General features: G+C 41.5%; 19 protein-coding genes and 1 tRNA gene. 12 read left to right on the plus strand and 8 right to left on the minus strand.

Translation table 11 applies throughout. The annotated features are described in order from the left end of the window. Positions 1–281: 281 nt before the first annotated feature. The 3 genes from AC1W6K_RS08420 to AC1W6K_RS08430 are packed head-to-tail and all read right to left on the minus strand — an operon-like array spanning position 282 to position 3,638. A complete protein-coding gene (locus AC1W6K_RS08420; RefSeq protein WP_481947149.1) occupies positions 282–1,334 on the minus strand; it encodes a sugar phosphate isomerase/epimerase family protein in 1,053 nt (350 codons plus the stop codon). 12 nt (positions 1,335–1,346) lie between these two features. Continuing rightward, entirely contained in the window at positions 1,347–2,492 is a 1,146-nt protein-coding gene (locus AC1W6K_RS08425) for a Gfo/Idh/MocA family protein (protein ID WP_481947150.1), read from the minus strand. Between the two features lie 6 nt (positions 2,493–2,498). Then, positions 2,499–3,638, minus strand: coding sequence for a Gfo/Idh/MocA family protein (locus AC1W6K_RS08430; protein WP_481947172.1), 1,140 nt, complete (start codon positions 3,636–3,638; stop codon positions 2,499–2,501). 270 nt (positions 3,639–3,908) lie between these two features. Between AC1W6K_RS08430 and AC1W6K_RS08435 the strand changes: the two genes are divergently transcribed. Then, complete coding sequence (locus tag AC1W6K_RS08435; RefSeq protein WP_481947151.1) at positions 3,909–5,117, plus strand: MFS transporter; 1,209 nt, start codon at positions 3,909–3,911, stop codon at positions 5,115–5,117. Between the two features lie 100 nt (positions 5,118–5,217). After that, positions 5,218–5,817 carry a peptidylprolyl isomerase gene (locus tag AC1W6K_RS08440; protein ID WP_481947152.1) on the plus strand — a complete coding sequence of 200 codons (600 nt, stop codon included), beginning with the start codon at positions 5,218–5,220 and terminating at the stop codon, positions 5,815–5,817. Here AC1W6K_RS08440 and AC1W6K_RS08445 read toward each other — a convergent pair. The 3 genes from AC1W6K_RS08445 to AC1W6K_RS08455 are packed head-to-tail and all read right to left on the minus strand — an operon-like array spanning position 5,776 to position 9,711. Next, a complete protein-coding gene (locus tag AC1W6K_RS08445; RefSeq protein WP_481947153.1) occupies positions 5,776–6,591 on the minus strand; it encodes a hypothetical protein in 816 nt (271 codons plus the stop codon). The two genes, AC1W6K_RS08440 and AC1W6K_RS08445, sit on opposite strands and share 42 nt — an antisense overlap. Before the next feature lie 5 nt (positions 6,592–6,596). Continuing rightward, positions 6,597–8,033 carry an MBOAT family O-acyltransferase gene (locus tag AC1W6K_RS08450; protein ID WP_481947154.1) on the minus strand — a complete coding sequence of 479 codons (1,437 nt, stop codon included), beginning with the start codon at positions 8,031–8,033 and terminating at the stop codon, positions 6,597–6,599. Then, complete coding sequence (locus tag AC1W6K_RS08455) at positions 8,023–9,711, minus strand: sodium:solute symporter family protein (protein WP_481947155.1); 1,689 nt, start codon at positions 9,709–9,711, stop codon at positions 8,023–8,025. Before AC1W6K_RS08455 ends, AC1W6K_RS08450 begins: the two co-directional genes overlap by 11 nt. A 230-nt stretch (positions 9,712–9,941) precedes the next feature. Between AC1W6K_RS08455 and AC1W6K_RS08460 the strand changes: the two genes are divergently transcribed. The 10 genes from AC1W6K_RS08460 to AC1W6K_RS08505 all read left to right on the plus strand — a co-directional run bounded on the left by AC1W6K_RS08460 (position 9,942) and on the right by AC1W6K_RS08505 (position 20,598). Beyond that, positions 9,942–10,026: transfer RNA gene (locus AC1W6K_RS08460), tRNA-Leu, on the plus strand. A gap of 66 nt (positions 10,027–10,092) precedes the next feature. Next, on the plus strand, positions 10,093–11,433 hold the full coding sequence (locus AC1W6K_RS08465; RefSeq protein ID WP_481947156.1) for a trigger factor: 1,341 nt from the start codon (positions 10,093–10,095) through the stop codon (positions 11,431–11,433). A 129-nt stretch (positions 11,434–11,562) separates the two neighbouring features. After that, entirely contained in the window at positions 11,563–12,270 is a 708-nt protein-coding gene (locus tag AC1W6K_RS08470) for a ClpP family protease (RefSeq protein ID WP_395785011.1), read from the plus strand. A gap of 6 nt (positions 12,271–12,276) precedes the next feature. After that, the gene (gene clpX / locus AC1W6K_RS08475; protein ID WP_481947157.1) at positions 12,277–13,518 is read left to right on the plus strand and encodes an ATP-dependent Clp protease ATP-binding subunit ClpX; all 1,242 of its coding nucleotides are present in this window, start codon (positions 12,277–12,279) and stop codon (positions 13,516–13,518) included. A gap of 5 nt (positions 13,519–13,523) precedes the next feature. Further along, positions 13,524–13,889, plus strand: a complete 366-nt coding sequence (locus tag AC1W6K_RS08480; protein WP_481947158.1) for a hypothetical protein — start codon at positions 13,524–13,526, stop codon at positions 13,887–13,889. Positions 13,890–13,892: 3 nt separating this feature from the next. Continuing rightward, positions 13,893–14,597 carry an alpha/beta fold hydrolase gene (locus AC1W6K_RS08485; protein WP_481947159.1) on the plus strand — a complete coding sequence of 235 codons (705 nt, stop codon included), beginning with the start codon at positions 13,893–13,895 and terminating at the stop codon, positions 14,595–14,597. Continuing rightward, positions 14,597–15,283, plus strand: coding sequence for a (d)CMP kinase (gene cmk, locus AC1W6K_RS08490; protein WP_481947160.1), 687 nt, complete (start codon positions 14,597–14,599; stop codon positions 15,281–15,283). The genes AC1W6K_RS08485 and cmk overlap by 1 nt, the downstream gene beginning before the upstream one ends. Then, the gene (locus tag AC1W6K_RS08495; protein WP_481947161.1) at positions 15,270–16,256 is read left to right on the plus strand and encodes an NAD(P)/FAD-dependent oxidoreductase; all 987 of its coding nucleotides are present in this window, start codon (positions 15,270–15,272) and stop codon (positions 16,254–16,256) included. Before cmk ends, AC1W6K_RS08495 begins: the two co-directional genes overlap by 14 nt. A gap of 16 nt (positions 16,257–16,272) precedes the next feature. Next, complete coding sequence (locus AC1W6K_RS08500) at positions 16,273–19,332, plus strand: ShlB/FhaC/HecB family protein (RefSeq protein ID WP_481947162.1); 3,060 nt, start codon at positions 16,273–16,275, stop codon at positions 19,330–19,332. Between the two features lie 6 nt (positions 19,333–19,338). Next, on the plus strand, positions 19,339–20,598 hold the full coding sequence (locus tag AC1W6K_RS08505) for a glutamate-5-semialdehyde dehydrogenase (protein ID WP_481719139.1): 1,260 nt from the start codon (positions 19,339–19,341) through the stop codon (positions 20,596–20,598). Between the two features lies 1 nt (position 20,599). On the opposite strand, the gene AC1W6K_RS08510 is transcribed toward AC1W6K_RS08505, so the two are convergent. Both AC1W6K_RS08510 and coaE read right to left on the minus strand, forming a co-directional pair. Next, positions 20,600–22,372 (minus strand): DNA polymerase III subunit gamma/tau, encoded by a 1,773-nt coding sequence (locus AC1W6K_RS08510; RefSeq protein ID WP_481719140.1) that lies wholly within the window; start codon positions 22,370–22,372, stop codon positions 20,600–20,602. A 41-nt stretch (positions 22,373–22,413) separates the two neighbouring features. Then, positions 22,414–23,832 carry a dephospho-CoA kinase gene (coaE, locus tag AC1W6K_RS08515; protein WP_481947163.1) on the minus strand — a complete coding sequence of 473 codons (1,419 nt, stop codon included), beginning with the start codon at positions 23,830–23,832 and terminating at the stop codon, positions 22,414–22,416. Positions 23,833–23,835 lie beyond the last annotated feature (3 nt).

The following is a 23,835-nucleotide window of genomic DNA, read 5'->3' on the forward strand; positions in this document are numbered from 1 at the left end:
AATTGGGTACGGTTATTGAAAAATAGCCTATTTTACCCCTTATAATGAATAGAATACTTTCCATATTACTATTTTTCGTTCTGCTTTATCAAGAATTTGATAATCGTACCAGTGGTTTGTGTTTCATGCGTTTTTTCTGAAACTTAGCAGGTGGGGGTAAACGCTGCCGGGGTCGGAGACCCCGGCAGCGTTACGTTTTTTTAACATTTACGCCACTAAAAAACCCCCTATACAACGGCATAAGGGGTTTTTATCAGTTTACTGGGATATTCAAATATAGACTATAGGCCTAGAATCTTCTTATTCAGCTCTTCATCAGCGCCTGTTCCCGCGAAATCATCAAACACTTTTTCAGTCGCCTTAATAATATGGCTTGAAATAAAAGGTGCTCCTTCTGTCGCTCCTTGAACCGGATCTTTGATGCAGCACTCCCATTCGAGAACGGCCCAACCGTCATATCCGTATTGCGTTAATTTCGAGAAGATGCTCTTAAAATCTACTTGGCCATCACCCAATGAACGGAAACGTCCCGCGCGGTTGATCCAAGATTGGTATCCACCATAAACACCCTGCTTACCCGTTGGGTTGAACTCTGCATCTTTGACGTGGAACATTTTAATACGCTCGTGGTAGAAATCGATGTATTGTCTGTAGTCCAACGCTTGTAATACAAAGTGTGATGGATCATATAATAAGTTCGCACGCTTGTGGCCTTTTACTTCATCCAAAAACATTTCAAACGTCACGCCATCATGCAAATCTTCACCCGGGTGGATCTCATAGCATAAATCCACGCCACACTCGTCGAAGGTATTCAAAATCGGCAACCAACGGCGCCCTAATTCCTTAAATCCTTGCTCCACTAATCCCGCAGGACGTTGTGGCCATGGATAAACCGTGTGCCACATCAATGCTCCCGAGAACGTCGCATGCGCATTCAAACCCATGTTTTGGGATGCTTTCGCCGCATATTTTAATTGTTGGACCGCCCATTCCGTCCGCGCCTTTGGATTTCCTTTCACAGCATCCGGTGCAAAACCGTCGAATCCTAAATCGTATGCCGGGTTAACGGCAACTAATTGTCCTTGTAAGTGTGTGGATAACTCGGTGATTTGCAAGCCTTTGGCCGCCAACATCCCCACGATTTCATCGCAATAGGTTTTAGACTCTGCCGCTTTTTGCAAATCGATGCAGCGCGAATCCCAAGTAGGAATTTGAACGCCTTTATAACCCAAAGATGCCGCCCACGTCGTGATGCTATCTAATGAATTGAAGGGAGCTTCATCCCCCATAAATTGTGCCAAAAATATCGCTGGCCCTTTGATCGTATTCATATTGTTAACGGTTTAGATTTTAACCCACTTTTGTGAACGTGTCGAATCCAAGATTCGCTCGCAAATTAATAGCTCACGGTACCCGTCGGCAAATGTCGGGTATTTCGGATTTTCTGGTTGCTTACCTGCCTCAACAGCCGCATAAACTTCCTTGAATAATTGCTTCGATGTATCCGAGAATCCTTCATTGTGACCTCCTGGGAATGTCATTAATGCCGTCGCTTCTGGATATGCCAAAGATGGATCGCGCATTAACACTTGATTCGCTTGATCACGGTTACCGATCCACATTTCGTTTGGCGCTTCTGAGTTAAACGCAAATGTTTTGTTAGATCCTGAAATTTCTAATTTCAATTGGTTCTTTCGTCCCGCTGAAACTTGAGATACCGTGACACAACCACGGTTTCCATTGTCGAAACGCAATAGTACGTTGGCATGATCCTCCGTATTAATAGCCACCTCCGCATAATCTTCCGGTTGTAACATTTTGCCTGAATACGTTTCCACTGGCTTCAAAGGCTTCTTACGCACCTTGTGAACCGTGTTGAAATCAGCCATAACCTCCACCGTTTTCAATCCGGTGATGTATTCGATTACATCCAATAAGTGTGATCCGATGTCCGCAATCGCACGTGAATCACCCGATTTATCTGGTTCTAAACGCCAGTTGTAATCTGTGTTATAGAATAACCAATCTTGTAAGTAGCTACCGATGATCGAATAAACTTCGCCCAAATCGCCTTTTTCGCGCATGGTTTTCATTTGACGTACCAACGGATAATAACGCAAGTTGAAGTGAACCGCATTCACCAAACCAGTTTTTGCTGCCAATTCCATTAACTCTTCAGCCTCATGTAAATCTTTCGCCAATGGCTTTTCACAAACCACATGCTTGCCAGCTAATAAAGCGGCTTTTGATTGTGAATAGTGCAGGAAATTGGGTGTACAGATGTGTACACATTGGATATCGTCTTGTTTTAATAAGTCTTCAAAGGTATACCAACGGCCAATTCCTAGTTGTTTCGCTTTTGCCTCGGCTAATTCAATGGTTACTTCACAAAGTGCAGCAACTTCGATATTGGGTAAGCGGCGAAGCGCTTCGATGTGTGCGGGTCCGATAAATCCGGTACCTACGATACCTACTTTAATTTTAGTCATGATCTATTATAGTTCAAATTTTGTCCATTTGTTCTGGTTGTCTTTGGCGGAACGAACCACGTTCTCAATGAATGCCATGCCCATAATTCCTTCGTCTATGCCTGGGAAATCAAACATGGGATCTTGTGGTTTGCCAGCCCAACGGGCTCTTACGGCAAAAGCAAAGTTGCGGTAAATATTCGCAAACGTTTCTACGTAACCTTCTGGATGTCCGGCCGGTTGGCGTGAATGTGCATTCGTCGCTGCCGATAAATTACCTACTGCCGTACGAATCGTACGTGCTCCATCATCGCGTGTACGAATTGTCAACGTATTTGGCTCCATTTGATGCCACGTAATTCCTGCCTTGCTTCCGTAAATACGGAAATTGAAATCGTTTTCTTCTCCGTTACAGATTTGTGAGCAGTGTAAAACGCCTTTGGCACCATTATTATAATGAAGCAAAATGTTGCCATCATCATCTAATAAACGACCCTCAACAAAAATCGTCAAGTCGGCACACAGTTCTGTAATATGTAATCCCGTGATGTATTCGATTAAATTTTCACAATGCGTTCCGATATCACCGATCGCTCCCGCAGCACCGCAACGCTCAGGGTCTGTACGCCAAGCGGCTTGTTTTTGACCAGTAGCTTCCACTAAATCAATCAACCAGCCTTGGGGGTATTCCACGATAATCTTGCGAATTTCGCCTAATTGGCCCGAATCAACGAGGTGTTTGGCCTCTTTGACCATCGGATACGCGGTATAATTATGTGTCAATGCGAAAATCAAACCTGATTTATCGATGATTTTTTTAAGTTCTTTGGCTTCTGCCAAATTCAATGTAGCTGGCTTATCACAAACCACATGAAACCCATTTTCAAGCGCAAATTTAGCTGCAGGAAAATGCACATGGTTAGGAGTAACAATAGATACAAAATCCATACGCTCGCCTTCTGGTAACTCTTTTTCCTTTAGGATCATCTCTTCATACGAACCGTAAACACGGTTTTCTGGAAGATATAAGTCTTCACCTGTTGATTTTGATTTCTCTGGATTGGAGCTGAATGCCCCACAAACTAATTCGATTTCACCGTCTAATTGCGCACCTCTGCGGTGAACGGCACCTATGAAAGCTTCGGTACTTCCACCGATCATGCCCATTTTTAATTTTCTTCCGCGCCGACTAGCTGCTGTCGTGGATGTTCCACCTTGAATCATATGTTGATAGATTTAGATAATTACAAAAATAGGGCTTAATTTGATTAAATTACCCTTTCCAAAGAGCAGATTTCAAGAAATTTTTCAAAATAAATCATATTTTATGTAGGAATTTAAAAATCTTTTTGTTTTTTTGGTACGATTTTTCCAATTAATAATTTAATTTTTTTAAGATTGCAAATTCTCTAACCTTTTAACTAAAACTAAACTATTATGAATCAAACTGTTAATGCCAATCGATTATTCTTGGCTTCTTGCTTCGCGCTGATTACGACTGCCTTTTCTTTTAGTATCCGGGCAGGTATTTTACCGCAGTTAGGAACGGAATTAAATTTATCCAATGAGCTATTAGGTCATATAAATCAAATGTGGTTTCTTGGTTTTCCTATTTCCATGATTTTGGGCGGAGTTTTTTATACCTCTATTGGGCCAAAGTTGATCATGCAAATTGCCTTAGTAGCTCACGCTTTAGGTATTTTACTAACCATTTATGCGGTTGATTACAACACCTTGTTGATTTCTACTTTATTAATTGGTTTAGGTAATGGTTGTACCGAAGCTGCTTGTAATCCAATGATTGCTGATGCATACACGGGTAATGAAATGAGCAGTAAATTAAATCGTTTTCACATGTGGTTCCCAGGTGGAATTGTGGTGGGCTCGTTAATTTCAAAGTTCATGACTGATTCTGCGATGACATGGCAAGCGCAAGTTTGGGTTATTATCATCCCTACTGTTATTTATGCGTACTTATTCTTTGGACAAGCATTTCCAAAGCCAAGAGTCAGTGCAAATTCAACATTGGATAACTTTAAAGCCATGTTAAATCCGTTGTATTTGTTCATGGCAGGTTGTATGGCATTAACGGCTATTTCAGAATTTGGACCACAACAATGGGTGGGCCCGATTTTATCGAAAGCGGGTGCTAGTCCAATGTTAATACTAGCCTTAGTAACAGGCTTGATGGCTGTAGGTCGTTATTTTGCAGGTCCAATTATTGCTAAAATTAACACGATGGGTGTGTTATTGTTTTCTGCGATATTCGCATTAGCAGGATTATATTTAATGAGTACAATGTCTGGTTCAACTTTATATTTCGCTGCGTTTATTTACGCATTGGGAATCTGTTATTTCTGGCCAAACATGCTTGGTTATGTAGCAGAAACAATGCCACAAACAGGAGCTTTAGGGCTTTCCATTTTAGGAGGTATCGGTATGTTTTCTTCTTCTATGTTTCAACCAATCATTGGTAGTTGGATCGATGATAACAAAGCAGCTGCGGTAAGTAAAGGGCTAGTTGGCGACGTCGCTGATCTAGCTGCAGGGCAATCAACTTTATCAAATATGTTGCTTTTCCCAGCTATCTTGATTGTTGCATTTGCTGCTTTGTATTTCTTTGGTAAGAAAGTGAAGGTCGCGTAATCTAGTAGTTGATAAATTTTAAAGGGAGCCTCGGCTCCCTTTTTTTTGTCCCAAATTCCCTATAGCTTTGGCAATCCTCCAAGGTTTGCCAAAGCTAGGTATGCGGTTCATATTTTTGTTATTTTTTGTAGTTGCTTGTAAGCCTAATTATAACGTTGATCCCACGCAAGTGGACAAGAATTTACGCGCGCAAGCCTCGCAATTTCCTGAAAATAAAATTCTAGGGGAAACCCGTCTAGGGAATTTTGAAATAACCTTAGCAAACGAAACTCCGCTGCACCGCATTAATTTTGTTCGTCTCGTTAAGATGGGCTATTTCACGGACCGCTATTTTTATCGGAATGTCTATGAAATAGGAATGCAAGGTGGTGGAGAATTTATGGATCGTTTGGCCTATCTAGTTCCTGCTGAATATCCAGATCATCTAAAGCCTGACCGAGGAGCGATTGCTATGGCTCGCTATAATGAGGGAAATCCACAAAAAGCTTCTTCGCCCACAGAATTTTTCATCGTTACAAATACGGAGCAAGCCGCCCGATTCTATAAGCAATATGTGGTTTTTGGGAAAATAACGAAGGGCTTAGCGGTTATTGATTCGATGCAAAAACAAAGGTCATTCGATGAAAAACCTGTAATCCCAATTAAGTTCTCGTTAAAATTAGCGAATCAGTCCAGTCGTTTTCCATGGACTATCTTTTAAAAATTCAAATCGCTCTAAGTGGATTTGATCCGACAGGAAATTAGCGGATGCATAGAAATACCATGAATCAATATAGCCAGGGATCCCTTTAAATTGGGTACGCGAAGCCATAACCTGCGCCTTGAAAACCTCATTAATCGGCGGAGAAATAATCTGTAATACAACTCCTTTTTGGGCGCACAATTGTTTCAATCGCAACACATATTCCTTCGAAATAGAAGAAAATAGCCCTTTTTCTTCCGATACCCCCTCGAAAGATGGTGACCAATTGCTGGTTAACACCGGGCGGTATTGTGCCAAGTAATAAAAGGGAATCGCCTCGACTTGACGCTTCACCAGCTCACTAAACAAAGGCATATTTTCTTTCGTATAAAAAGACTTCACAAAATAATGAAAGCTCAATGGGCTTGCTAAATTATTCTGAAAACTGAAGGGGTGATACATTAGCACTAAAGTGTCCAGCGATGGATTTGCTGCCAGCGCCTGAATAGCAATCACATATTGACCCGCCATCGAAATAGCCTGATTGGAAGCTAATGAAACTATGGCTGAATCATTCGCTAATGAATCCAAGACTTGTTTGGCAACGCTATCGCCGATCACCAACTTTTTCTTCTTTAGCTTAGCTTTACTCGCCGCGAGTACTTCATATACTTCCGTACCTGCCACATCTGTTTGGTACCTCTTGGTCCAATATTGGAACTCGGGGTATGCGTGGAAAAGCAGGCCAAAAACACCTAAAAACACCATTAAATCACGTAAGAAGTGTTTCATTGTCTTTAGAATTGAAAGTAAATAAACTGGTCATTCCCCCGGTAGAAATATAAGATTAATACCATCAAGCTGTAATAAAATGTCCATTTAACCCAGCGATTAGCAAGCGCATTGATTCGAACCAACGGGCTAAGGGTATGTCGGCCTAACCACTCAATCCCGATAAATCCTACAATCAGAACACTCAAAATCACCAGATTTTTTCTACCTGAAATATCGGGTATCCAACCGCCGTGTTGGACCATCCCCGCCAAATACGCGAATGCCTCCGAGATGCTTTTGGCTCTAAAAAACACCCAAAATATGGTCACGATACTGAAAGTAATTAGCATCCGTAATCCGGAAACGAGTTTCGACTGAGACACCCACATAAATCGCTTGCTCACCGCTTGAGGCACTAAAAATAAGCCATTCAAAAATCCCCAAAAAACATAGGTCCAGCTGGCTCCATGCCACAAACCACTGACTAAAAATACCGTTAAGGTATTGACGATCCGGCGCAATTTCGAGACGCGGTTGCCACCCAACGGGATATATAAATAGTCTCGGAACCATGAGGTTAATGAGATATGCCAACGCCTCCAAAATTCAGCCACGTTTTTAGCAAAGTACGGGAAGTTGAAATTGTTCAGTAACTCAATGCCAAACAGACGCGCGGTGCCTAATGCAATATCTGAATAGCCCGAAAAATCACCATAAATTTGGAAGGAAAACAAAACGGCTCCCACGATTAAACTAGCGGAATTCAGGGATTCTTGTTGGCCAAATATCTGATTCACATACACCGCACAATTATCCGCAATCACAATTTTCTTAAAAAATCCCCACAACATCTGTTGCAATCCGAAGATACTCTGCGCTCGATTAAACTTCTTTTCCTCCTTCAATTGTGGAATCAGGTGATTGGCTCGCTCGATCGGTCCTGCTACTAATAAAGGGAAGAAGCAGACGAATAAGCCGTAGACCAACATGTCTTTTTCGGGTTTAATTCGGTCCTTGTAAATATCAATCACATAGGATAGCCCGTGAAAGGTATAAAATGAAATACCCACCGGTAAGGTGATTAATAGGAGCGTGGGCTCCCAACTCCAATCAATTGACTGAGCTAAATCGGCCAAGCTAGAAACAATAAAATTGTAGTATTTGAAAAATCCGAGAAGTGCAAAATTGACACCTATACTAAGCCAAAACCATGTCTTTTTGCCCAATTTCCCTGAGTTGGTGGCGACTTTTTGCCCTGAATAAAAATCTAAACTGGTCGAAAAAATGAGCAGCGCGAGAAACCAAACATTCCAATAGGCATAGAAAAAATAACTGGCGATCAATAAAATGGCATGCTGCCATTTGAGTTTATGCGCGATGCCTTTGGCATAATGCACACCCCAAAACAGCGCATATACGATGGGAAGGAAGACAAGAAAGGAAAATGAATTAAACAGCATGCGCCCGCAATCGGTCTATTTGTTGCAAAATAATAGAAAAAATCATGACCAATAAGCAGCCGAGTACATTTAACCACAAGAAGGCCATTAACTCATAATACCAAGCGACGATGACGATGATTTCGGCCAGTAATGCCGACCAGAATACATGTTTGCCTTCGGTTTTCGGTAAATAAAAGGCACATAGAAATATACCAAGTATCGTTCCATAAAACCACGAACCAAGAATGTTGACGACTTCAATCAAACTACCCATATTGGTTGCAAAATGAGCCACAATTAAACACAGGATCCCCCAGCCTAAGGTCGTTACTTTGGACGCCCACCAATAATGCTTGTTGCTTGCTTCGGGATTGACAAATCGCTGATACACGTCAACCATACTAGTCGAGGTCAATGAACCAAATGCGGATGCCATGGATCCCATAGACGATAACAAAATCATCGCAATCAAAAATCCAATGATCCCGATGGGCAAATGATCGATGATGTAGGTTAAGAAAATATAGTTGGTGTCATTGGGTTCAAAGGAAACGGCCGACTTCTCCATCGAAGAAACTGCTTCTTCGCGTAGTTTCATTTGGCGCTCATGCAACGAATTAATCTCATTTTTCAAGGGTGCGACTGCAGCCGGATTGTGGTCGATGGCATTGACTAATGCTAATTCGGCCTTTTTCTTGGCTTCAAATAAAGCCGTTTTCGCTTGATTGATTTGCTTCGCATCTGCCTGCTTCACCCAAACCGCCTCCGTATTTTTATTGAAAAACATCGGTGGCTCATGAAACTGGTAAAAGATAAAAACGAAAATACCGACCAGTAAAATGAAGAATTGCATCGGGATTTTCAGAAAGCCATTCAGCAACAAGCCTTTTCTACTTTGTGTAGCAGATTGTCCAGAAAGGTAACGACCCACTTGGCTTTGGTCCGTTCCGAAATAGGATAGTTGCAAAAAGAAACCACCGATGATCCCTGACCAAATATTATAACGATTATTCAAATCAAATTTCCAATCAATCAAATTGATCTTGCCCATTTTACCTGCAATTTGCAGCGACTGTTTGACGCCGATTTCCGGTGGTAATTGGTAAATAATGAGCACCGCAGCTAAGACCATACCTGCTAAAACCACTGACATTTGTAACATTTGGGTATAGGAAATGGCTTTGGAGCCGCCCAACATACAATAGGTAGTTACGAGTGTGGCCGTTAAGGTGTTTGTCCAAGTTAAATCCCAGCCTACTAAAATCGATAAGATAATGGATGGAGCCGCGATGGTTACGCCGGTAGATAGTGCGCGCGGAATTAAAAAAAGTAAACTGGTTAAAACACGGGTTTTGGAGTCAAATCTTTTTTCTAAAAACTGATAGGCCGTGTAAACTTTGAGTCGATAATAATTCGGAATGAACGTAACGGATAGCACAATCATGGCGATGGGTAACCCCAAATAGAATTGAACGAATCGCATGCCATCTGTATATGCCTGGCCCGGTGCGGATAAAAATGTAATCGCGGAGGCCTGCGTCGCCATGACAGAAAGCAACACATGATACCAAGGTAATTCCCGGTCGGCAAGTAAAAATCCCTGCAAAGACTGCTTGGACTGTTGGCCCCTCCAACTCCCATACGCCACAATTCCGCCAATTGTCAACACTAAAATAATCCAGTCGAGTAGATGCATGGTTTAGCTAAAAAGTGCCGAAAAACCGATGAAAAACAGAATGATGCTCACTAGAAATGCACCTAAAACGAGGTACCAGGTGCGCCAATTAGGCTGTGATTCTTCTTGCTGAGCAGACATAGGTTTTTATTAATATGTCAAAAATAACACAAAATGTTTATTGATTAGATTATTTGCCAAACACCTTTGGAATAATAAGTTTTGCTGATTACCTTTGCACTCCAAATTGCGCGGGTGTGGTGGAATTGGTAGACATACCAGACTTAGGATCTGGCGCCGCGAGGCATGGGGGTTCGAGTCCCTCCACCCGTACCAAGGCAAGCCCTCAACACCGATAGGTTTTTGAGGGCTTTTTTTAATTGATTAAACAAACAATTCTATATGAACATTTCACTAAATAAGGCAAGTGATTTACAAGGTCGTTTGACTGTTGTTGTAACTGAGGCTGATTACAAAGAGAAAGTTGAGGCTAAATTGAAAGACTATCGCAAGAAAGCGTCGATCAAGGGCTTTCGTCCGGGCATGGTTCCGGCAACTTTGATTAAAAAATTGTATGGTCAGTCGGCATTAGTGGATGAAATTAATCACGAATTAGGCCACGCTGTTAGTGATTACATCAAAGAAAATAAATTGAATTTAGTGGGCGAGCCGCTTCCGGCTGTGGATGAGTCAGAATCAATTGATTGGGAAAAAGACACGGAATTTACGTTTCATTATGATTTAGGTTTCCACTCAGATTTCAAGGTGGATTTAGCTAAGATGAAAGAGATTAAATCGTACGAAATCAAAGCAGATAAGAAAGAGATTGCGGAGACGGTTGAAAACTTAAAGAAGCAATTTGGAGAGCAGACGCACCCAGATGCGGTTGAAGATCGTGATTTGGTATTTGGAACATTCACGCAAGGTGATTGGGTTGAGAAATCAGCCATCCCAATGCACGCGATTCAAGACAAATCAAAGAAAATATTCATCGGCGCGAAAATAGGGGATACCTTGAAATTTGCGATCGACAAGGTGTTTGTTGACGCAAAATCATTAGCCTTAGCTACCGGTAAAAAAGAAGAAGAAGTAGGTGATTTGACAGGTGAAGTTTCTTTCGTAGTTGAAGATATTACACGTCAAGCACCGGCTGAATTGAATGTTGCTTTCTACGATAAGGTTTTAGGGCCTGGAAAAGCAACAGACGAAAAAACGTTCTTGGTAGAAGTAGAGAAAATTGTTTCGGAGAATTATGCACGCGAAGCGAATTACTTATTACGTATCGATGCGGAAAAAGCGTTGATCGAAAACGTTAAAATTGATCTTCCAGAAGAATTCTTGCGTACGTGGTTAGTGCGTATCAATGAAGGTAAATTTACGCCGGAGCAAATTGATCAAGATTTTGACAATGTGAAACGTGATATTCGTTGGAACTTAATCAAAAATGAAATTGCTGCGAAATTTGACGTAAAAGTTGAATATCCAGAGGTGGTTGAAAAGGCGAAAGATATGGTACGCCAGCAGTTTGGAGGTTATTTATCTTCGGACCAGCCGGGCATTGAGGAAATGATTGAGAAAATAGCCATGGGTTATTTGAGCGATAAGTCTAAGGGAGATAACTTTATGAACTTGTACAATCAAGCATTCTCAGATAAAGTATCGAGTGCCATTGTGGAGAACATTCCACACAAGGTTTCTAAAATTGACGTGGAGAAATTCAAAGAAATTGCAGCAGCTCTGTAAATTCAACGAATCATAAATTAGAGTGAGAACCCCGTAAATTGCGGGGTTTTCTGTGAACAAGAAAGTCTGTTTTAGTGTTTAGCTTTACAGATGAAAATATTTTAAATTTGATTTTTAAAAATTCTGGATATGAACCCAAAAGAATTAACTGGCGAAGAGTTTCGTAAATATGCTGTTCACCACCGTGGATTAAACGGTTTGGCAGTGGATCAATATATGAATAGCATTGGTAGCCGACCGATGCATCAGATCGATGACATGACACAATACATCATTGAGGAGCGCCCCATGCGTTTCGCTCAAATCGATGTATTTTCTCGTTTAATCATGGACCGAATCATTTTTATGGGAGTTCCCGTAGATGACTACATGGCTAATATTATTGTTGCGCAATTGTTGTTTATGGAATCTACGGATGCCAAAAAAGACATTGTTATGTACATAAATAGCCCAGGCGGATCTGTATATGCCGGTTTAGGTATTTATGATACCATGAACTACATCCGTCCGGAGGTAGCAACTGTGTGTACTTCGTTAGCGGCATCGATGGGCGCCGTATTATTAGCTGGTGGTGCAGCGGGCAAGCGTTCTGCTTTAGAACATGCGCGTGTGATGATTCATCAGCCATCTGGAGGAGCACAAGGTCAATCCCGCGATATTGAAATCACAGCACGCGAAATCGTTAAAATTCGTCAAGAATTATATGATATTTTAGCCAAGCATTCGGGTAAATCATTTGAGGAAATCGAACGGGATTCGGATCGTGACTATTGGATGAAAGCAGCTGAGGCCAAAGAATATGGCTTAATTGACGAGATTTTAACGCGTACGGTTTAATATATTATGGCTAAGAAAGCAAATTGTTCCTTTTGTGGGCGGGCAAAAAATGAGGTTGGTATCCTTCTTTCGGGAATCGATGGGCATATCTGTGATACTTGTTTGCAGCAAGGCTACGAAGTTGTCAAGGACGAAATGGGTGCGGCGGCAAAGGTACATAAACCAGGGAACCAACAGTTCGAATTGGTCAAACCAAAGGATTTGAAGGCTTATTTAGATGAATATGTGATCGGTCAAGAAGAGGCTAAACGCCATTTGTCTGTGGCTGTTTATAATCATTACAAGCGTCTGATGCAGACACCTGCAGCTGATGATGTGAAGATTGAGAAATCGAACATATTAATGGTAGGTGAAACTGGAACCGGAAAAACTTACCTAGCGCGCACGCTTGCTCAAAAATTACAAGTTCCTTTTTGCATCGCAGATGCGACCGTTATTACGGAAGCGGGTTATGTAGGTGAGGACGTGGAAACAATTTTGACACGTTTATTGCAATCAGCTAACTATGATGTTGAAAAGGCAGAATGCGGTATTGTCTTCATTGACGAAATTGATAAAATAGCTCGCAAGTCGGACAATCCTTCGATCACGCGAGATGTTTCTGGGGAAGGGGTCCAACAAGCTTTATTGAAATTATTGGAAGGTTCGATTGTGAATGTTCCACCGCAAGGAGGACGTAAGCATCCGGATCAGAAGATGATTGCGGTGAATACGGAGAATATTCTATTTATCTGTGGAGGGGCATTTGATGGGATTGATCGCCACATTGCGAAGCGTTTGAATTCGCGTCCGATCGGTTTTTCAGGGGATGATACGTTCCAAGAATCATTTGAGAAGAATCACATTATGAAATATGTTTCCGCGCAAGACCTTAAATCATTTGGATTGATTCCGGAATTATTAGGTCGTTTGCCCGTGGTTACTTTTTTAAATCCGTTGGATGAGAAGGCCTTGCTTTCTATCTTGACGGAACCTAAAAATGCATTAATCAAGCAATACGAGAAGCTTTTTGACATGGAAAACGTGTCATTGTCTTTCTCGAAAGATGCCTTAGTATATATTGTCGAGCAAGCTATGCAATATAAGTTGGGTGCACGCGGATTGCGGTCCATCATGGAAGCCATTATGACCGATGCCATGTTTGAAATCCCTTCTCAAACCGATTTGAAGGATTTTAAAGTCGATTTAGCTTATGCCAAATCGAAATTTGAACGTACCGTTTTTCATCAAATGAAAGTTGTCGCTTAAACCTTATGATAGCTTTTATTTTTGTGGCTATTTTAGCCATCTCTAGTTCGTTTGTTTCAGAAAATCAGCCTACGGGCGCATTGCAAGTCGCCACGCCTGAAGTCACAACTCCCACCGCTGTCGCGCCTGTTCGAGAGGTAAAGCATACAAAACGAGTTTCCAACGTTAAAAAAGAAAGTAGACAAGCACGTAAAGTATTAAAAGCAGATGTGCGGGATAAACTACAAGGGATGGATTCCAAATTAAAGATCGGCCTATTTTTGTTGGCCATCGGCGCCGTACTCAGCATCGTTGGCATCAGCCTTGTAGGTGGAATCGCCGCGCTCATTGGCCTCGGATTCACCATTATCGGCCTGCTGCATACGTATTAAAATATGTCGGCCCAGCTCGTATTTTTGCATGGTTTTGGAGAAGATGCCCGTATTTGGGATGATTTCATTCCTCATTTCACCTGGACTGAAAAACCCATCATTCCTTCTTTTGCGCATTGGACTTCCGCAAAATCGATTACCGATTATGCTCGAGAGATTCTTGTTTCATTACCTCAAGATGGAAAACTCACTTTAGTGGGACATTCCATGGGTGGGTACATTGCCCTCGAAATGGCGAAGCTATTTCCTGAACGTATTGAAAAGGTAGTTTTATTACATTCTACCGCACTGCCAGATACCGCAGAGAAGCAAATAAATCGGGATCGCACCATCGAATTTCTAACCAAGTACGGCGCTTCCGTCTTCATTAAATCGTTTGTAGCGAATCTGTTTGCCCCCGATTTTGCGGCAAACAATCGAGCATTGATGGATCAGTTAATTACACGCTACCAAGATTTAGCGGCAGATGGACTTATTGCGGCATCAAAGGCAATGCGTGATCGTGCCGATTTCACTACATTTTTACGCGATACACATATTCCATTTTTGTTTATACATGGGGATTCAGATCCATTAATCAGTACGGATAGTATTTTGGCTATAAAAGCACATCATAAATGTGTAATTTTGCCTGAAGTAGGACATCAAGGTGTTTATGAAGCACCACATGCCTGCTATGATGCGATTCAATCATTTATTGCCGACTAATGTCCAAAATAATTATTGCCTTAGATGGCTTTTCTTCTTGTGGTAAAAGTACAACTGCCAAACGGGTAGCCGCGAAATTGCATTATGCATTTATTGATACTGGCGCTATGTACCGTGCAGTAGCACTTTATTTTCATCGTCATGAAGTAGATGTCGTGGATTCTGCGGCTGTTGAATATGCATTGCAACATATCGAGATTACGTTTGAGTTTAATGTAGGCCGACAAGCCTCTGATACCATTTTGAATGGGGAAAATGTGGAGCTGGAGATTCGAAAAATGTTTATTTCGGATATTGTGAGCCAAGTAGCTGCCATTCCAGCGGTGCGTCATGCGATGGTTGCACAGCAGCAAAAAATGGGGGAGAAAAAGGGAATTGTTATGGATGGACGCGACATAGGTACGGTCGTGTTTCCTCAGGCCGAATTGAAAATTTTCATGACGGCTCAGCCGAATATTCGTGCCCAGCGACGTAAACTTGAGCTTTTACAAAAAGGCGAAGATCTTCCACTGGAAGAAATTGTGGAGAACCTGCGCATGCGTGATGAAATTGATTCTAATCGTACGGAAGGCCCTTTGAAACGTGCTGACGATGCGATTGATTTAGATACTTCTTTCCGAAGTATGGATGAGCAGGTCAACTTTGTTTTAGATCATGTACGTCGGGTTCAAAGTGGAAAAAAATAAACCCTATTTGATTGTTGGCCAAGGTCTAGCCGGCACCATCCTAGCGCATCATTTTTTAGAAGATCAAATTCCTTTTGAAATTTGGGATGCGTCCCCCACTTACTTTACTTCATCCCATGCAGCTGGAGGAATTTTCAATCCAGTAACCGGTCGAAAGTTAGAAAAAACCTGGTTAGCGGAAGAGCTTTTCAACTATTTGCCTGACTTTTACACGCGACTACAGGAAACTTTACAAGCTTCTTTTTTTCATCCAATGCCTTTATTTCGACCTTTTGCGCATGCAGAAATGCGTACGTGGTTAGAAGAGCGAAAGGCACAAATTGATCATGATTATCTAGAGTGGACGACTGAAGGTGTATGGATAAAGGAGGCGGGATGGGTTGATGCGTCGATTTTGGTACGTGTTTCACAAATATATTTTCGCCAACTGGGCATTTTTCAATCACGTGAATATGTTTCATCCCTTGCGTTTGGGCGTGTGATTTTTTGCGAAGGTTTTCATGGCCAACAAAACCCGCTTTGGGCTAAATTGCCATTTTTGCCCGCGAAGGGGGAGTTATTGATTTTTGAATCGGATCAGCCTTCGAAGGATTACATACTTAGTAAAAATGGATTCGTTTTACCCTTAACAGTAAATCAGTTTAAAGTAGGAGCGACGTATCGTTGGGATGAATTTTCGCCTGCGGAGACAGCGGATGCGCAGGATGAGTTACAACAAAAATTACTTTCCATGGGTGTGGACTCCTATACGCGACTAAGTACGCGCGTAGGTGTGCGACCCGCCACACAAGACCGACGCCCTTTTATTGGCATGCATCCGCATGAACCCGTAGGTATTTTTAATGGGTTCGGTTCCAAAGGGGTTTCGTTGATACCTTTTTTTGCGCGTGCTTTTGTTCGCGAAATTCAGGGTATAGAAGAACTGCCTTTTGAGGTTTCAATTCAACGATTTTCGCATTTATTTTCGCCATAAATTCTTACATTTGAGCATGCGGTTTTTTCGTAATCTGTTCTTCATTTTTGCCTGCCTGCTTTCTGTGCACGAAATGCAGGGGCAGGATTTTTATCCAAGCCAGCGGGATTGGGAAAAAACGCGTATTCAATACAAGCGGATTCGTTGGTCCTACATCACTGATCAAAATTTTGAAGTTTATTTTTACGGAAAACAAGAGGCATTAGCGCGTGCCACGATTCAATATTTAGATAGCGAATTACTTCGGATTTCACGCATATTAGGGTATACCCCGTATCAAAAAGCTAAAATATTTTTATACGCATCGTCGGCCGACTTAGCCGAGTCGAATAGTGGTATTAGTTTTCAGGATTTTAAAAAAGCACAAGAAGAAAATCAAGATAAATTTAAGATTGAGATTGCATTTAAGTCCGATTTAGAAGATTTGCATATTCGTTTAGTAGAAGAACTTGCTCGGGTGTATGTACATGATATTTTGTTTGGCGGAAGTATTAAAGATGCCTTGCAGAGTTCACTTTTATTAAACGTTCCGGAATGGTTTACTGCTGGAATTGTAGCCTATGTTGCTCGTGGAGATTCACCAGAAATGAATCAATACATGTATCAAGTGGTGGCGGCGAATAAAGTTAGAAAGCCAGTTTTGGCACGTGGAATTGAAGCAGAATTAATCGGTCAATCGATTTGGTCTTACATTGCTAAAACCTATGGCCTTCAGCCTATTGGAAATATTTTAAATTTGACACGAATTATTCGTAATGATCAATCAAGTATTTCAAGTACGCTTCGAACACCTATTTCACGTTTTTTAAAAGAATGGTTTAATTTTTATTTATCCGAGTCGAAGCAATTTGAAGTCAATTCAAATGCATTTTCCGGCGCCGAAAATTTAATTACGCGCGATCGAATGTCCGGAGAACAATTGGAGGAGTTTCAAATTAGTCCAGATGGGAAATGGATGGCTTACACGCTGGAGGACGCTGGTCAGTACCGTGTCATGATTCAAAATTTACAATCTAAAAAACGTTTTTACTTATTTCAAACGGGCTTGAAAGATCCGTTGCGCGCTTCTATAGGTCAAGCTCCGCGCATGCACTGGTCGGCCAAAAATTCCTTTGCAATTTTATATGCCAAAGACGGAAAGTCATGGTTAAATCAATATGCTCCTATCACGGGCATGTCGGCTAAATTACTTGCCAAAACAGACTTGAAAGACTGGAATTTTACGGATTTTGAAATGCATGAAAGTGGCCAACGCATGTTAGTGCGCGCGCTCCGAAATGGTCAAATTGATGTAGGAATTTATGATTTTAGACGAAATAGATTTACCCCAATTACACAAAATTCATGGGATGAATTAGAGGCTCATTGGTTTAATAAACAAGGAGATGTTATTTATTTGACGGATCAGTATGTGGACTCAACCCAGAAAGTAGTTAAGTCGAAAGGGTTGTCGGTTGTTATGCATTGGCGGGCAGATGATCCAAGTAATCCGCGTGTTTTGCTCGCTCATTCTGGCAGAATTCATTCGTTGCAAGTAAAGTCTGATTCATTAATCTATTTTTTACACAAACAACCTAGCGGGGAAGAGTTGGTTTCATTGGATCTCAACCAAGGGAAGTTGATGCAAAATCGAGTACGCTCCGGTACATGGTCATCGTTTCATTGGTCGGGTGATAAATTATATTTCCAAAATCATGATTTGTTGGACGAACGAATTCAACGCATTTCAGCACAAACGATTTTGGATTTGCCTGCTTATCAGTGGTATCCAATAGGTGTAGACTCTTCTTCAAATTCAATTTCAGATATTTTGGCTGAGCCTAAGCGAGATAGTTTGGATGCTCGAGAAAAGGCGAAGCGCAGTCGGCTCGACCGCCAAACACTTCTCCGATCTAGAAAGGAAACCGCCAAACTTACAGGCCCTTTTGTCTACCATAATTCATTTGTGGTGAATGGTTCGGAAGGGAATTTTAGAATTGATCCGATTCGAGGAATAGGCTATGCTTTCGATGTTAAAATGAATGATTTGATGGAGAATCATTTAATTAAAACGGGTGTTTTTCTGAATGCTAATTTTAAAAATTCAGATTTATGGGGTGAATATGCTTATTTGCCCAACAAAGTAGATTGGGTTTTTCGGGTAGATAGGAAAGTGTTTGGTCAGGAGACGGATGTATTTTTGAATAAAATTCGGTATAATCGCGCCTCTTTGACAGGGATTTATCCCATTAATTTAGCAAGTAAACTAAGCTTCACAGGTATGTTTACGTCGAATCGATCCTTTGATCAGGTCAATTTGTCGGTGCCTGAAAATTTAGCGACCTATGCTGGATCGTCGCTTAGTTACACCTTAGATAATACGTTACATTGGGAGGAAAATTTGCCTATTGGAACGCGAATTTTAGCGACGGTGGAACACCAACAAGCCCTTCTTACTTCGCGAAGTTTTTCTCGTATCCGTTTGGACCTTCGTAAGTACGTTCGGTTAACCAACAGTTTTTTATTGGCTGGCCGTATTTCCGCTTCGCATTCTTTTGGCCTTGCAGCTCGTCAAACGATGTTGGGTGGCATGGATAATTGGGTATTTATAGACAGAGAAGTACGTAATAAAGAAAATCCTTTAGGCGTTTCAGGTCCTGCGGATCGCGATGTTTTTATGAGTGATTTTGCGACGTCATTGCGTGGGTTTAAAATGAATAAATTGGCAGGAAATAGTCATTTGCTTGTTAACCTAGAACTTCGTCTTCCTGTCAAACATTTGATTAGTTTGGAATCAAATAAATCTAACTTTATGAATTCCTTGCAATTGATTGGGTTTACGGATATTGGCTCAGCGTGGACAGGGGCCAATCCATTTAGTCGGACAAATGGGTTCAATACCAATGTGATTGGTGGTGGAACAAATCCATTTCAAGCAACGGTTACCGATTTCCGAAATCCATTTTTATTTGGTTTTGGGGTAGGTGCTCGGGCCAATTTGTTTGGTTATTTTGTTAAGGTTGACTATGCTTATGGAATGGAAACAAATGAAATTAAATCACCCGTTACGTATGTGACCTTAGGTCATGATTTTTAATAGAATATGTCTACGCATCTAACCGATATCACCCCTTTATTAGCCGCTACCCGTAAGTCTGCTGCCTCGTTAGCCATGTCGACTGATGCGGTTAAATTGGCCATTCTTTCTGATTTAGCTGCTCGACTTGAGGCTAATGTTAACTCGATCATTACCGAGAATGAAAAAGATTTAGCTTCTTATGATTCGCAAAATTCAATGCGGGATCGTTTGCTTTTAACCGAGCGACGGATCTTAGATTTAGCTGCTAGCTTGCACGATGTGGCGAAATTGCCTAATCCATCTGGACAAGTTTTGCTTGATAAAATTTTAACCAATGGTCTGCATTTGGAGAAGAAGTCGGTTCCATTAGGGGTTGTTGGCGTTATTTATGAATCGCGCCCCAACGTAACAATCGATGTGGCAGCCTTATGTATTCGGTCTGGAAATGCAGCGGTTTTACGGGGAGGAACAGATGCATGGCATACGAATTCGATATTGGTTTCATTAATTCATGCGTCATTAGAGCAAGCAGGATTGTCGACGGATACTGTACGTTTATTGCCAACCGACCGAGCACATGTAACTACTTTATTGACCGCTGTCAAGTATGTAGATGTAATTATCCCACGTGGTTCGGATGCCCTAATTCAGCGAGTTCGAAAAGAGTCATTGGTTCCTACCATTGAAACGGGAGCTGGGGTTTGTCATACCTATGTGGCGGAATCGGCTAATTTAGCGATGGCTGTTCGCGTTGTTGTCAATGCTAAAGTTTCTCGTCCGTCTGTTTGTAATTCGTTAGATACAATACTCGTACATGCTTCTGTTGCGCACGAATTTTTGGCGTTACTGGTATCGGAGTTTGTGAATTATAAGGTGAAAATTTATGCTGATCAACAAGCTATTGGTTATTTGCAGGCTCTTGGGTATGCCTGGCTTGAGGCTGCTGAAGAGTCAGATTTTGGTCGTGAGTTTTTAGATTTTGCTTGTTCGGTGAAAATTGTTCGAGACAGCGCAGAGGCACTAAACCATATTGATTCATATTCCTCTAGGCATTCTGAAGCCATCGTAAGTTTGGATGAATCTGAAGCTGAATTGTTTTTGCAAACCGTGGATGCTGCCGCTGTTTATTGGAATGCTTCGACGCGCTTTACCGATGGGGGAGTATTTGATTTAGGGGCTGAAATAGGGATTTCTACACAGAAACTTCACGCTCGTGGGCCCTTTGCATTAGAAAAGCTGGTGACTGAAAAATGGGTGCTTAAAGGAAACGGCCAGATACGGTAATCTAATATTCGTGATCTAGGCCAAGTTTCTGTTTCATCTCACTCAATAATGGGTGTTTTTGAGCAAGAAATTCATATTTATCAGATTGCGTATACAACATCTTCTTATCACTTTTTTCCGTTTCGATTACATCTAAAGCAATGTCGATACTGTAATTTTGTAAGCGCTCACGAATTTTACCTAGGACCTCCAAGCGAATATTTTCGTTGAATTGTTGAACCTGCACTTCATTCTCCACTTTTATGTGAATAATTGAATCAATGATTTCGATGGGCCGATTCATCATCACATAATTGTTGATCAAATTCGCTGATTGGAATTCAGCTGCCAGCTGGTTCCATACCGTCGTCAGCTCTTCTATGGTAAAGGCCTTCGAATTAGCTGGATCATTGCTTAGGCTAGCCAATACCTCTTCGGAAGTTTGCTCGGTTCCTTTTGCGTCAACCACTTTTTTAGCAGAGCGTAATCCGGATACCGTATTTGGTTTCGCTTGCGGTGATGGAACTTCTACGGGAATGGTAGTTTCTATTACAGGTTCCTCTTTGACTACAGGGGGTGTCGGCTCTAAAATAGGTGTTTTATTAGGTTCAGGAGCTTTTTCCGTTATTTTGGCCCCATCGACTTTCGCTTGGGGCTCAGCCTTTTTTCCGCCACCGCCCTCCGTCGCAGGTTGGAATACTGAAGGCAAGTAATTTATTTTTAATAGGCAAAGTTCGAGATGTAATCGTGGATTTTTTGCCGCTTTATAATTGATCTCACATTGAGAGCAAATATTCATGGCCGATAGCAAGAAAGATGTATTTGTTTTTTCAGCCTGTAGCTTAAATTTTGTCCGTGATTCATCGCTAATCTCCATGAGTGCGAGGGTTTGTGGATCTTTCGCGAATAGTAAATTCCGCAAATGCTCCATAAATCCCGAGATGAATTGTTGGCCATCAAACCCCTTTCGCATGATTTCATCCAGCAAAACCAAAGCTCCCACATGATTTTGGGCGGCCATGTGATCCGTAATTTGCAAATAATAATCGCTGTCAAGAATATGCAGGTTTTCCAACACGTCCTTATGACGAAGGGTATTGTCGGTTGAAAAGGTCACGTTTAAGTCGAACATCGACAACGCATCACGCAATCCGCCATCTGCTTTGATGGAGATTAATTCCAATGCGGCTGGTTCTGCTTCAATATTCTCTTTCGTGGCTATGGATGCCAAATGACTGGCCATATCTTTCCATTGAATTCGATTAAAATCGAAAATTTGACACCGGGATAAGATGGTTGGCAAAATTTTATGTTTCTCGGTCGTTGCCAAAATAAATATCGCATAGGACGGAGGTTCTTCTAATGTCTTTAGAAATGCATTAAATGCGGATGCAGAAAGCATGTGCACCTCATCAATGATGTAGATTTTATAGCGTCCGCGCTGCGGAGGATAACGTACTTGATCGATGAGGTTACGAATATCTTCAACCGAGTTATTCGACGCTGCATCTAATTCATGAATGGTTAAGGAGGTGTTTTCTTGAAAAGATGTACATGAGGGACATGTGCCACATGCTTCACCGTCAGCTCCAATATTTTCACAATTGATCGTTTTGGCCAAAATACGTGCGCAGGTAGTTTTTCCTACGCCACGTGGACCACAAAATAAAAATGCCTGTGCCAAATGATTGGACTTGATGGCATTTTTTAAGGTGGTGGTTATGTGGTTTTGGCCAACCACCGAATCGAATTGGGTGGGTCTATATTTTCTGGCTGAAACGATAAAATTTTCCATACGGCAAGTTAACTTTTACGGTATCAATTTCCAAAGGTGATTTAAGGCAATTCGATAACTGCACTGACTGGGAAATGATCTGTTGGATACCGATTTCCCCAAGTTTCTGAATGCGTGGCATGTTGGCTTACACGCACCCCATTTTTCACAAAAATATAATCAATATGTCTACCTTCTTGTTCTTTCTTAAATCCATTAAATGAACTATATGGTCCATAATGGCCATTTTTGCTAATTTTTTCGGCGTCAATGAGTTTGTTTGGATTAGTGGGGTCAACTAGTATTTGAATGGGTTCATCATCAGGAGTAGCGTTGAAATCTCCGGTAATGATGGCTGCTGATTTGCCTGCAATTTCAGCTACTTTTTGAAGAACTAATTTAGCACTTTCGCGGCGGGCAATTTTTCCTAAATGGTCAAAATGCGTATTAAAAACGTAGAATTTTTTTCCGGATTTAAGCTCTTGAAATTGACCCCATGTAACGACTCTGCGGCAGGCTGCGTCCCAGCCAAAACCTACTTTTTCACATGAATCGGAGAGCCAAAAGGTACTTTCCTTGATTAATTTAAATTTACGGGTATTGTAAAATAGGGGAGAGAATTCACCTTCCTCTTTGCCATCATCACGTCCTTTACCAAACCATTTGTATTCAGGCATCTCCTTGGCAAAATCGTTGATTTGGTTTATAAATGCTTCTTGCATCCCGATGATATCGGCATCATGATATTTAATTAATTCTACGCAGTGCTTTGCCCGGTATTTCCATTGATCTTGACCATCTGAATGCGTATCAAGTCGGATATTAAAGGTCATTGTTTTAATTTGTCCAAAGCTGCTCATGCTGATTAAGAGTAGTAGCATGACGCCACCTAGACTTCTGTAAATGTGTTCAATTTGTGGCCAAACACGTTTTTTTTGACTGTTTTCTATAACGAACTCCGCGTCTTTGGTATAGCTTTCAGGTTTAGGTTGAATGTCGATGATTTGCATGGTTTGCATGTAACTCATTTGATTTCTTTTTTGAATGTAAGATATTCGCTCTTCAAGCGGACAAGATACAGCGATTAATTGATCTAGGTGTTCCGGTTTATTTCTTGGTGTGATTAATGCTGATTCGTAGAGGTAAAATGGGGCAATTGGGGCATTTTCAAGCCAATCCACTGCTGCTTCGCGTACTGCGGGGTGGATAATTTGATTAAGCACCTCGATGTCTTGTGGATATTTTTGTAAGATTTTTTTGATTCCTTCTCTGTTGTATTTTCCGTCAGCTAGATAAGCCTGAGGACCGAACTCCTCGGAGATAGCTGCTTTTACTTCGGGGTCAGTATCGCAGATATTTCGGGCTACGAGATCTGCCTCGAATACTGGAATGCCCAACATTGAAAAAATCCGACAAATCATCGATTTGCCGGATCCTATTCCGCCTGTAATGCCAATAAAGGTTTTCAGGCTAGTTGGCATCTA

The organism is Aquirufa sp. (assembly GCF_964796385.1).